The organism is Pseudescherichia vulneris, assembly GCF_902164725.1.
GTDB classification, from domain to species: domain Bacteria; phylum Pseudomonadota; class Gammaproteobacteria; order Enterobacterales; family Enterobacteriaceae; genus Pseudescherichia; species Pseudescherichia vulneris.
Genome location: NZ_LR607338.1, coordinates 823,740 through 835,371, shown reverse-complemented (window position 1 = coordinate 835,371; position 11,632 = coordinate 823,740). Strand labels below are relative to the sequence as shown.

The window sequence follows — 11,632 nt, the reverse complement described above, 5'->3', positions numbered from 1 at the left end:
AAATAATAGATATTATCTGTAGGCCGGGTAAGCGTTAGCCCGCCACCCGGCTTTTTTATTGCCTGCTACCGCTGTTCCGCCAGCCAGGAGAGCATCTTCAGGCTGGCGGAATAATAGTCATCCTGGGCCGTAATCTGCGGCTCGCCGTTTTTCGTGCCAAGGGTCAGATCCCGCACCGCCAGCTGCCCTTCGTTCATATTATAAGGCGCGGCTTCGTTAGTGGTGACGTTCACCCAGGCCGGGGTCTGGCTGCGGCTGAATTTCTGCCACCAGCTGCGCCACGGCGTGAGCAGAGCGCTGTTTGGATCCTGCCAGGCGATGTAGAGCGGAATACGTATCGCGTCATAGCTCATGCGCGGCGGCCACTCTTTGGCAGGCTGCATCTTGCCATCGGCAGCCAGCGCTACCCAGTCGGTAGGCAGATTCGCTTCGCCCCAGCCCATCTTACCCGTCAGGGTCTTCGCGTCACGGATCAGATCGCGCCACACCGTCAGGTGGCTGCGGTCGGCGAACGCCTGCCACGCCGGGAAGATAAAGTAGGAGGGGTTAAGGTTCACGTAGCTGTTGAGGTTGAACCCCTTAGCGCCCGGCAGCATGACGCGGTAGCCCGCGAAGTTGATCACCGTGTGGCTGACCAGCGCTTTGGTGATGGCATCAGAGGCAGCGCCGTAGCGCCCGTCGTGCCAGCGCGCATCGGCTTTTAAGAGTGCCCAGGCGATCAGCGCGTCGCCGTCGGTAGCGTCATTTTTATCGGGGATTGGGTCTGGCTCGACCGGGTTATAACGCCAGTAGAACAGTCCGTTCTCTTTATTTTTTAACGTCTTCTCTGTCCAGGCCCACATCTTGTCGAAGCTGGCGCGATCGTCATTGGCTACCGCCATCAGCATCGCGAAGCCCTGCCCTTCAGTATGGGAGACGTTTTTATTGCCGGTATCAACGATACGCCCGTCCGGCATCAGAAAGCGGGATTTGTAGGTATCCCAGGCGGTGCTCGCCTGAGCAAACGAGGCCGACAGCAGGCCGACCAGAACAACTGTCGCGGCAACAACGCGCTTGACCCTAGTTAAATTCATCGTGGTTAAACTCACTGTGGCTAAACTCTCTGTGAATTGTGGTAACGGAACTGAACGTCGGTATGGGAAAACAGACGCTCGCGCTGTACGGTGACGTGTGCCCCGCCGCCCTGCGCCTGCAGCCAGCGGGCGTAAAGGCCCTCAAGTATCGCACAAAAGGCGTGGCACCAGCCCTGCCGATCGTCATCGCGTCCCAGCGGGAGCCCCTGCTGACGCAGCAGCATGCCGCTTTCGCTGGCCTCAATATCGATAAAGCCCCAGTTGAACTGGCGCAGCAGGGCGTTGATATTCGCCTCCAGTTCGCCCACCGTTTCTGAATCAGGCAGGGGAAAACGCTCGGCCAGCGCTTCGCCCATCTGGCGCAGGAAGGGCTGGCTGTCCGTCTGGCCGACGTTACGCACCATGTTGTCGATCATAATCGTCAGCAGATCGAACCAGCCCGCTGGCGTCTGCTGCTGCTGAAAGTAGCTCATCAGCGGTGAATGTTGACCATTCTGGGTCATCAGTTGCCTCCTAACATATAGCGGAAGTAGAGCCCGGCGGTGCTTTCGTTATAGTTGCCGAACGTGTCATAGCCGACCTTGCCGCCTATCGTCATATCTTTATTCACGTTGTAGTCCACGCCTGCCCGCACGGTATAGCCGACGCCGCTCTCGGAACTGCCGCCGTAGCGATAGTCACGCGCATAGCCGAGGTCATAGAGATCCTTCAGCAGCTCCTGCGCCTCACCGCTGGTAGGGAAGTAGTCGCTGCTGTCCTGGCTGTAGGATTGATAGCCGACCGAGCCGCCGACGTTCAGCTTCCAGTTATCGATTTTCTGCGAGAAATCAACGGGAAGAGAGACGCTGACATAGTTCTGTGGGCTAAAGTAGCCCCCCTGGCCATAGGTGTAGTAGCTGAGGTTTTTTGAGAAATCCATCCAGCTTACGTTCAGGCCGGTCTGTAACGCCCGGAAGTCATCGTGATACGGACGCAAATAAACTCCGGCGCTGGCGTTCATGCTGTTATTGCTGGCCACGTTCTCCCCAATGTAGCTATAGCCGCCACCGTTAACATAGAAGCCCGCATCGCCATCGTCGTAGCCCAGCTGCACGCTGCCGCCGTTTTTCGTGACCCGGCCCCAGGTCTTGCCTGAGTAGGCATCCTTCATGCCGACGTAGGAGAGCAGGCTGTCGGTCACCGCCCGACGCTCGCCTTTGAAAATAAGCGTCAGGTAGTCGGTCAGCTTCGGCGACCACTGCACGCCACCTACCAGCGTGCTCAGATCCTGCCCGAGCGGCGTGGTGCCAATATCAACCCGATACTGCTCGCCGCTGAGCGCCATCGCCAGCTCAACGCCGCTGGCCTTTTGCGATTCAGTCGAGGAGCTGATGCGATTGTCGAGGCTCGACTTAAAGTTCGACACGCTAAGGGCCTTCAGGCGGCCAGAGTCATACAGGCTGGCCAGGTTCGCCAGCCCGGCATCGGTCATTGGAGAGAGATTTTCGCCGTTGTAGCCCAGCAGATCGCTGAAGTTTGCCGCCGTGGGGTCCGTTGCGTTCTCGGTATTATTAATCGACGAGGTAATGTTGCTGATGGCGTTATTGAGCGGATTGGTGCCGTAACGACGCCATGCATCTCCCGAGGCGCTGCCCGCACTGAGGGTAATCGGCGTGGCGGTAAACTCGAAACGCGATTCGCCAAACGGTGAGCTGGACCACGTTAGCGGCGCTTTGGCTTCGGTCAGCTTGCTGGTACCGGATTCGCCGTCGCGGCCGCGGATCTCTACCCCGCCCTGCACCCACATGCCGGTTTTTTGCTGCAGATCCTGCATCATCTCATCGACCTGACGCAGGGTACGGCTCTGCACGGTTTCCATCGGCAGATCGGTGCGCGTCGTGCCCGGCAATGTGCTCCCGGGCTCGCGCGCGGTCTGCGCCACCTGCCACGGCAGGGTATTTTCCTCGCTGTATGTTGAGCGCGACGCCATCTTGCTGTTGCCGACGAATGGGTTATCCGCCAGCAGCACGCCGCCGATGGTTGGTGTTGCGGCAGCGTTGGTAGACGCCATCCCGAGAAGCTTACCTCGGGCGCTGCGCAGGTAGGTCATCGCCTGCTGGTGGTTGCCTTTCGCCTCCTCCAGCCGGGCCAGCAGCAGCATGCGATCCGCCGAGCTGTCGTTGCGCAGACCGCTGGCAAGCGTCTGGGCTTTCTCGACGTTGTTCTCTGCCAGCGCCACGTCAATCGCCCCCACGCGAGCGGCCTGATCGTCGGTATCCCGGGTGATCAGGTAGTCGTAGACCACCCCGGCCTCTTTATTCATTTTGCCGGTCTGATAGAGGCGGGCCATGGCGAACATCAGATCGGTATTCTGCGGATCGCTCTGCATCGCCCGCATCAGCTTGTCATAGGCAGCGGCATAGTTGCCCTGCTCGCGCAGCTGGTCGGCCTCGTTGATCACGTAGCCGTTGCGGATCCCCGCCAGCTGCGTGGGCGTGCTGCGCGCCTGAAGCTCCGGGTTGGCAAGAAAGGCCTGCGCCTCGTTGTCTAACCCGGCTTTGTTCAGAACCGTAACCTGATCGGCGTAGTCTCCGGCGTTGCCCTGCACGCCCTGGCGCAGGTTTTCCCGCACCAGCGCCACCGCGCCGCTGAGATCCCCACTCTGGGCCAGCAGCTTCGCTAGCTTGCCCGCATCCACCGGGCTTTCCGGTGGCCGATGAGTTAGCGTTTTCAGAGTATTGGCGGCAGCAACGTTATTGCCCTGGGCCAGATAGCGCTCGGCGGTAGCCAGCTGCAGGTTGTAGTTCACCCGCTGGGCCAGATCGCGCATCTGCCCGTTCTGGCTGGCGGGAGCAATGCGTGACAGCAGGGTTTGTGACTGCTGCCATGCCCCGTTCTCGCTGGCGAAAAGCGCTGCCGCGTAGAGCGAACTGGCCCCTGCGCCGTGGCGCGCTGCCGGTGCCATCACCGAGCTGGCTTCGTCACCGCTGCCGCTCTTTTGCAGCAGGCGGGCCAGATCGAGACGCAGCCACGGATCGTCCGGCAGACGGCTGACGCCCTGCTGAAGGATAGCGATAGCCTGCTGGGTATTACCCGCAGCGGCGGCCTGCTGGGCCTGACGGCGGATGGGATCGCCCGGCAGGCCGGTGACGATACGCGGCTGGAGCTTCGCCTGCAGGCTAGCGGGCAGCGTGCGCAGCATCGCCTGGGCCTCGTCAGACTTGTTCTGCTCCCGCAGGACGTAGAAGAGGTTCTCCCTGGCGGCGGCGTTTTGCGGCTGATCGTTTAACACCGCGCGCAGGGCCTGCTCTGCCTGAGGATAGTCTTTGTTATGACGCAGAACGTCGGCACGGAACAGCTTCGCCGCCGTGCCGCGCTCGCCGCTCTGCTGGGCCAGTGGCGCAGAGAGGGCCAGCGCCTGGCTGACGTTGCCCTCTTTGAGCGCCTGCTGCGCCTCGGCGAGCTGGCCGTAGAAGGCCGCATCCTCTGCCTGATTTTTGCGCTCCGCCGAAGCGTCGCCGCCCCCGCTGGCGGCGCGGCTGAGGTATTGCGAGGCGGCCTTATAGTCACCGTTGCGCTGGGCGATGTAGCCCAGCCCGGCCAGGGCGTCGGCATCTTCTGGGTTGGTTTGCAGCACCTGTTCAAACTGGCGCTTCGCCGAGCCGGTATCGCCGCTGTTGAGGGCGGTAAAGCCCTCGCCCTTCGCCGCACCGCCGACGTTTTTCCGGTAGTAGGCCTGCACGTCGCCGTCCTGGGGGTGGCGCTGGAGGAAGTTATCGTACAACCGTTCGTCGCCCGCCTGCGGCCCCAGCCACAGCAGGGCCTGGCGCAGGCCGTCATCCGCCTCGTGGCTGCCACTGGCCATTGGCTCCAGCAGGGCAATCCCGTCCCGGCGGCTCTCTTCCCGCCACGTCAGCATTTTACCCAGCGCGACCCGCGCCGCGTTGTCCTGCGGATTCTCGGCAACAAAACGCTGAAGCTCCCCTACCGCCTGCGGGTAGAGCGACTTGTCGCTGCCCATGGTCAGGTAGTACTCCGGGGCCAGGCTTGGCGGCGGCGTATCGCCGTTAAACATGCTGCGCCAGGTAGCCAGCGCTGCCGGAACGTTGCCGCTGCGCGCCTGCTGGCGGGCTAACGTCAGCTGTCCCTGAGGCACCTGCGCCAGCTGTTTGGCATTATCCAGCGCCTGTAACCCGGCGTCAGCGGGCGCTACGGCGGCCAGCCGGGCACGCCACTGGGCGGCGGTTTGCAAATCGCCGTTTTGCTGCGCCCAGAGCGCCATCAGGTAGAGCGCCTGGGTATTGTTGGCATCCACCATCAGCACTTTTTTCAGCGACTCGCTCGCCAGATCGTCATGTGACTTCTCATGCCAGTAGTTAGCCTGGTCAAACAGCGCCTTCAACGCCGCATCGTTTGGCGCGGCCTGGGCCTGGTTTACTGCGCCGAGCGTCAGCGCCCCCGACAGGCAGAGGGTAGATAACCGGCGGGCGGTTTTAATGGTCATTGTTGTCACCCTGTTCACTCTCCATCCTGCGGATCAAGCCGCTTGCGCGCCCGTTTTTTCAGTAGGGCATACAGCGCCAGCCCAACAATGATGCTGAAGCACAGCCCCAGCACCGCCAGCAGCCCAGAGTGCTGGTTGGCATACCAGATCACCATCAGGTGCATAGGCATCTCGCCGCGCGGGTACTGCGCCCCAACCCGGAAGCTGCGCACGCCGTTTTCGTTGGTGATGATGGCCGCGTCGCCGCGAATGCCAGCGTTAATCTTCGGCGAGGTGAGATCGCTGTGCAGCCGTGAGAGCTGGTCGTCGCTGCTGCCGATAGCGGTCACCACCGTGCGCCCGCTGCTCCACGGCGAGCGGAAGCTGACGAAACCGCGCCAGGCCTCGTTTGACGAGAAGTAGCGATCGGCCTCAAGCCCGTCCGCGTTCCAGTCCCCGGTCATCCAGCGCTGGATCCTCTGCCACTGGGTCGGTTCGCGGACGCTAAGCAGGCTGTCGTGGGCCACAAACGGCGAGCTTTTTAGCAGCTCGCGGTTGAAGTCGTGCTGATCCAGCCCGGTTACCGCCAACACGTCGCGATCCCGCAGCAGTTCGAGGTTCGATCCCGCAGTGGGTATGCCCAACACCACGCGGTTGTGGCTCAGCGCCGCCCCGGTGGCGTTACCAGAGCGGGCCGCCATATCGAGCAGCGTCCCGACCTGGGTCTCAGTGGGTTTCTCCGGCAGCAGCAGCACGGTTTCTGAGTAGTCTGCCAGCCGGGTGAAGGGGAAGGAGGCCCCTACGAAGTAGGAGAGGTTCGGCAGCAGCGCAAAGTGGCGGGTGTGGCTCAGGTCGATCCACGAGTCATCATCCACCCGGCTCTTGATGTTGTTGTTCAGCAGCACGCTGCACGGCGCGCTCTCCTTCGGCACGATGTTGAAGTAGAGCGATAGCTGGTTGTCGCCGTAGATCATGTACGGCTCCAGCGGCATGTCGAACTGCTCCTGCCGCGCGTCGCCGCCCATTTTGTGCCACAGCGTCTCCAGCGCCCCCTGCTTGTTAACCGGCAGATTGTGCAGGAAGGTGTCGTTCATGGTCATGCTCAGCCAGGAGCGATCTTCATCAATCCAGCTCTCCGACGGGAAGCGGTAGCCGATGCGCAGCGGAATGGTTTCGCCATCCCAGAGAAAAAGATCCGGTGCGGCACGGAAGGCGACCCGCAGCGCATCGTGCCAGATCCCGTTCACGGTCATGCTTTGATCCTTGCGGATCAGCTCTGAGAGCTTCACCGGACGATCCGTGGGGATCCAGCGCGGCGCGTCGTAGGGCTTGCTCACCGGGATCGACTCGCCTTCCACGGTGACGCTCGGGGTTTGCAGGGCGAAGTTATCCCGCGTCAGGCGCCAGGCCGCCGCCCGCAGGGCGCGATCGTCGTTGCCCACCACCAGCAGCAGCTTGTAGGTGGGGTTCGCCGGATTATCAATAATGCTCAGCGTCGGCCCGGTGCCAAGGGGCAGAGTCAGGCCGCCGATGCGTTCGCCAGGGTGACCGACCAGAATGCCGTTCTTCTCCGGCAGGCGATCGGTGAGGGCGGCGAACGAGACGCCACGATAGTCTGCCTGGATGCCCATCCACGAGGAGATCAATGCCGCCGCGCTGATGGTGTCCGCCGTCAGCTTCGCCGGGAAGGCAAAGGCGATGGTAGCAGGCGTCATCTGCATGCTGTCAAAGAAGGGGCGCGGGAAGTGGCTGAGATCGGAGCCGATATCCAGCTGTTGGCCTTCAAGACTAAACTTCGAGTCCGGCAGGATGGTCACGCGATATTTATCCGTGAGATCGCGCTGGCACATCATCGCATCGCCGTCGTTGATTTTGAAGCTGATGGTATTGCTGGAGACCAGCAGCGCCGCCGGCACGTCAAGCTGGAAGCGGGAGACGTCGCTGTCGGCGGCCCCCAGCGGCACGGTGCCCAGCGGCTGGCCGTTGAGCATCAGCTGCATCGTGGCGTTACGGGTGGCCATCGCCGGGGAGACCTTCAGGTTCAGCGCCAGCTGGGCGTTGGTGATCACCTGGCTCACCGGCAGGGTAAACGCCACCCCGCCCTGCAGCTGGCCGCCGCTGAGAACGATGCCCTGCGGCTGGCCCATCTGCGCCAGCGAGATATCGTTCACCACCGACGGGATGAACGCCGTCGGGGCAGGCGTCGGGCTTGCCACCGGCGGAGGCAGATCCAGCGGCAGCAGATCGGCAGGCGTGGTCTCTTCCCCATACAGGGGAGTGATAAACAGCGCGCTGGCCAGCAGCGCCAGCGTAGTTAAACGCCTCATACGCTGCTCTCCTCTTGCGCCGCCTTCAGCACCGCACGCTGGCGGCGGTTTTCACGGCGTGACTTCCACGTCAGCCAGAAGAGATCAAACACGCAGCGCATAATGGTCAGCATCGAGCGGAACGGGTTGTCCTGCGGACGCGGCGGCTGGATCCACGCATCGGCGCGGGAGAGCACCACCCGCACCAGCTCGCGGCGGCGGGAGAGCGGAATATCTTCAAACATCAGGCGCACGTAGGCATCGTCGGCGGCAATGGTTTTCACCGGAATGCTGATCGCCCCCGACTGCAGCAGCAGCTCAATCTCCTCGATCTCATCGGTCAGATGACGGTCGTCCGGGACGGCAACGCGGCAACCGCCCATGGAGAGGTCAGCGGTCTCGCTGCGGGACGAGATGCCGCTGGCGTAGTGGATCAGCGCCGGGATTTTTACGTCGATGCGGATTGTTTTCCGCGTCTGCCGCGTTTCCCGGGCAACGGCGATCGCCGCCAGCAGGAAGATCAGGCTGTAGATGCCCCAGCCAACGTTAAGGGCGATAACCTTCGGATCGACGGCAAAGTGGTCATAGGCAAAGGCGCGGACGATACCCCAGACCACGGCAATCATCAGCAGGAAGGCGATCACCAGGTGCGGGCGCACGACGCTGAAGTCAAAGTAGCCGACGTTGAGCAGGCCGCCCTTATCGGTCACGTTAAACTTGCCGCGCTTCGGGAAGAGCATGGTCACCATGGTGGGCAGCACGATATGGAAGGCCAGCACCAGATCGTAGATTTCTCCCCAGAAGCTGTAGCGGTAGCGCCCGTTCAGCCGCGAGTTGAGGTAGATCGACAGGAACAGGTGCGGCAGCGCGTAGGCAAACACCAGGCTCGCCGAGGAGTAGATGATGTTGAGGTTAAACAGCAGGTAGGCCAGCGGCGCGGTCAAAAAGATAATGCGCGGGATGGCGAACTGATAGTAGAGCATCGCGCTGAGGTAGCACAGGCGCTGCTGGAAGGTCAGACCGCGACCAAACAGCGGGTTGTCGAGGCGGAAGATCTGCGTCATGCCGCGCGCCCAGCGGGTACGCTGGATGATGTGCAGTACCAGACGCTCGGTGGCAAGCCCGGCGGCCAGCGGAATATCGATAAACGCCGAGCCCCAGCCCAGGCGCTGCATTTTCAGCGCGGTATGGGCATCTTCAGTCACCGTCTCGACCGCAAAGCCGCCAATCTCCTCCAGCGCGCTACGGCGGATCACCGCACAGGAGCCGCAGAAGAAGGTGGCGTTCCAGTTATCGTTACCCCGCTGGATCGGGCCATAGAACAGCATCCCTTCGTTGGGGATATTGCGGCCCACGGAGAGGTTGCGCTCAAAGGGATCCGGCGAGTAGAAGAAGTGCGGAGTCTGCACCAGGGCCAGCTTGGGATCCTTCAGGAAGCCGCCGACGGTGGCCTGCAGGAAGATACGCGTCGCGACGTGGTCGCAGTCAAAGACGCAGATCAGCTCCCCGTTGGTGAGCTTCATGGCGTGGTTAAGGTTGCCCGCTTTGGCGTGTGAGTTATCGTTACGGGTGATGTACCCTACCCCGACGTCGGCGGCAAACATGGCAAACTCGCTGCGCTTGCCGTCGTCGAGGATATAAATTTTCATTTTATCCTTGGGGTAATCGATACACTGCGCCGCCAGCACGGTGTCGCGCACCACGTCCAGCGATTCGTTATAGGTGGGCACGTAGACGTCAACGGTCGGCCACAGGCTCATATCCTCCGGCAGCGGCACGATCTCGCGCTTCAGCGGCCAGATGGTTTGCAGGTAGTTAAGCAGCAGCATTACCCAGACGTAGAGATCGGCGAGGAACAGGCCGATGCCCAAAATAGTCTCTATCTCAGAGTTAAAGTGCAGGGTCTGGGTAGCGCGAAAGTAGATATAACGGGTCGACATCAGGAACGACATCACCACCATGATCACGGAGATGCTGCGCTTTTTGCTGTAGCCCATTAAAAACAGAATGCCGATGCTGATCAGGCCAAAAAGATACTGCTTCTGGCTATCCATTGGCGTAATGACCACCAGCACGGCGGCAGGTGCCAGCGCCAGGATCAAAAGATAAAACAGGAACTTTTTCATTGTTCGCCCTGGCGAAAATTAGAATCCAGACATCTTTGGCTGGCTGTGAACGGTGCCGTCGCCGACCCTCACGCCCAGAATATTGGTCACCTTTCTGGCAATCAGCTCGATATCAAACGCCGCCGCCGAGGCCGGGCTAAAATCGAAAATTGACTGCTGGGAGGCGTTGGCTTCGATCACGCTCTCATCACGATGAACCACGCCAATCAGGCGCTCGCCCAGCCGCTGCTCCATAAAGGCGGTCACGTCCCGGCTGATCTGGCGACGGTTATCGCTCTGGTTCAGCACCACGTAGTAGCCCGCCTTGCGATTAAGTACGTCGCCGGTTAAACGGTTATTTTCCACCTGCGGCAGCAAGGAGAGCGAGGCGGTATCGGCCAGCAGCGAGACCAGGTGCAGATCGGCCAGCCGTGACAGCGCTTTTAGCGCCGGCGAGGGGCCGGGCGGGAAGTCGGCAATGATAATCAGCCCAGGGTAGTTAAGCAGGGTGCTTAAACCGCGCAGCAGAAAGTGCTCATCCTGTACCAGTCGCGCTTCAAAGGCTTCGCGCTGCGGCTCGGTCGCATCGCCGTAGGGCAGAACGAAGATGTTGCCGCCCGCCGAGAGCACAAACTGGCTCCAGTCGGGGGATTCAGCCGCTTTCGCTACGAAACCACGGCCGTCAGAGAGCGGGACGCCGAAGTGCAGGCGCAGCGCGTTCTGCACGTCAAAATCAATCGCCAGCACTTTGTTGCCCGCACGCGACAGCGCGTAGGCCAAGTTCGCCGTCATGGTTGTTTTTCCCACCCCACCCTTTGGGGAACAGACACAGATCAACGGCATGAAGCGATCCTTTCTAACAGCGATTTCAACAGCTGGTTTTTTTCAACGGCGGGCTTCGCCTCGGCGGCTTTAGGCGCAAAGAGCTGGGAGAAATTCACGGGTGCGGCGACGGCGGACGCGACGGGCGTGGGAGCCGGGATCGACGCGGGCATCGGCGCAGGTTCGGCTACTGGGATCGGTGCCGCAGGCGCGAGTGCCGGGGCAGCGGGCGGCGTAGCCAGTTGGGCGGCAACGCTCTGAAAGATCGGTGGCGCGGCGTTAGGCAGCGGAGCCGGGGCGAGCGCCGCGGGCGCAGCAAACGGCTGCTCTTTCAGAGCAAAGGTATCCGCATCAACGGACTGCGGAACGGGCAGCGAGACGTGGCCGCCCATCGCCAGCGCGGACTCTTCGGTCGCGGGAGAGAGCTGGTTGATAATGGCCCAGTTGCCGTAGTCATGCGCGAGGTTTTGCGACGAGAAGTCTTTAAAATCGTGTTGCTGTGTGTGAGTCTTGTCTTTAAACCTCTGCAAATCATCATAATTATTCATTTCTATACTCATGATTTACAAATAAAAAAAAGGCCCATCACCGTGTTAACCAACGTGGCTATTCATCGGTAAGGGTCTCGAATTTTATTAAGTGTTGATACGGGAGCCGTTAGCCGTCTTCCGCATGTTTAATTATTACGTCGTTATATGACGGCTCTACGACTTTCGGCCTATTTACAGCAGTAATATAAGGATCCGCGGGACACATGCTATCTGTTTTTGCCGTAAAAAACAGCAAAGCTTTAAATAGTGAAAAGTCGGTAAACAACTGGAATATAATGCTAATTTAAAGCAAATTAGACTTTGAGAAGGAGCC

The 11,632-nt window shown here is 60.9% G+C and carries 7 protein-coding genes; all 7 read right to left on the bottom strand.

From position 1 onward, the window contains the following. Positions 1-65: 65 nt before the first annotated feature. Genes FN633_RS03375 through bcsO form a run of 7 tightly spaced genes read right to left on the bottom strand, consistent with a single transcriptional unit; the run spans position 66 to position 11,316 of the window. Complete coding sequence (locus tag FN633_RS03375; protein WP_154056735.1) at positions 66-1,073, bottom strand: family 8 glycosyl hydrolase; 1,008 nt, start codon at positions 1,071-1,073, stop codon at positions 66-68. A 20-nt stretch (positions 1,074-1,093) separates the two neighbouring features. After that, on the bottom strand, positions 1,094-1,579 hold the full coding sequence (gene bcsD / locus FN633_RS03370) for a cellulose biosynthesis protein BcsD (protein WP_243731528.1): 486 nt from the start codon (positions 1,577-1,579) through the stop codon (positions 1,094-1,096). Next, positions 1,576-5,556, bottom strand: coding sequence for a cellulose biosynthesis protein BcsC (locus FN633_RS03365; RefSeq protein WP_154056733.1), 3,981 nt, complete (start codon positions 5,554-5,556; stop codon positions 1,576-1,578). The genes bcsD and FN633_RS03365 overlap by 4 nt, the downstream gene beginning before the upstream one ends. A gap of 14 nt (positions 5,557-5,570) precedes the next feature. After that, entirely contained in the window at positions 5,571-7,862 is a 2,292-nt protein-coding gene (bcsB, locus tag FN633_RS03360; RefSeq protein ID WP_154056732.1) for a cellulose biosynthesis cyclic di-GMP-binding regulatory protein BcsB, read from the bottom strand. Further along, positions 7,859-9,967, bottom strand: a complete 2,109-nt coding sequence (gene bcsA, locus FN633_RS03355) for a UDP-forming cellulose synthase catalytic subunit (protein ID WP_154056731.1) — start codon at positions 9,965-9,967, stop codon at positions 7,859-7,861. The genes bcsB and bcsA overlap by 4 nt, the downstream gene beginning before the upstream one ends. 18 nt (positions 9,968-9,985) lie before the next feature. Then, positions 9,986-10,789 (bottom strand): cellulose biosynthesis protein BcsQ, encoded by an 804-nt coding sequence (bcsQ, locus tag FN633_RS03350; protein WP_144817934.1) that lies wholly within the window; start codon positions 10,787-10,789, stop codon positions 9,986-9,988. Further along, entirely contained in the window at positions 10,780-11,316 is a 537-nt protein-coding gene (gene bcsO, locus FN633_RS03345) for a cellulose biosynthesis protein BcsO (RefSeq protein ID WP_154056730.1), read from the bottom strand. The genes bcsQ and bcsO overlap by 10 nt, the downstream gene beginning before the upstream one ends. Positions 11,317-11,632 lie beyond the last annotated feature (316 nt).

Excerpts from the sequence above, each read along its gene's own strand:
- FN633_RS03375 (WP_154056735.1), bottom strand. The coding sequence starts at position 1,073 with ATGAATTTAACTAGGGTCAAGCGCGTTGTTGCCGCGACAGTTGTTCTG.
- bcsB (WP_154056732.1), bottom strand. The coding sequence starts at position 7,862 with ATGAGGCGTTTAACTACGCTGGCGCTGCTGGCCAGCGCGCTGTTTATC.
- bcsA (WP_154056731.1), bottom strand. The coding sequence starts at position 9,967 with ATGAAAAAGTTCCTGTTTTATCTTTTGATCCTGGCGCTGGCACCTGCC.
- bcsQ (WP_144817934.1), bottom strand. The coding sequence starts at position 10,789 with ATGCCGTTGATCTGTGTCTGTTCCCCAAAGGGTGGGGTGGGAAAAACA.
- bcsO (WP_154056730.1), bottom strand. The coding sequence starts at position 11,316 with ATGAATAATTATGATGATTTGCAGAGGTTTAAAGACAAGACTCACACA.
- FN633_RS03365 (WP_154056733.1), bottom strand. The coding sequence starts at position 5,556 with ATGACCATTAAAACCGCCCGCCGGTTATCTACCCTCTGCCTGTCGGGG.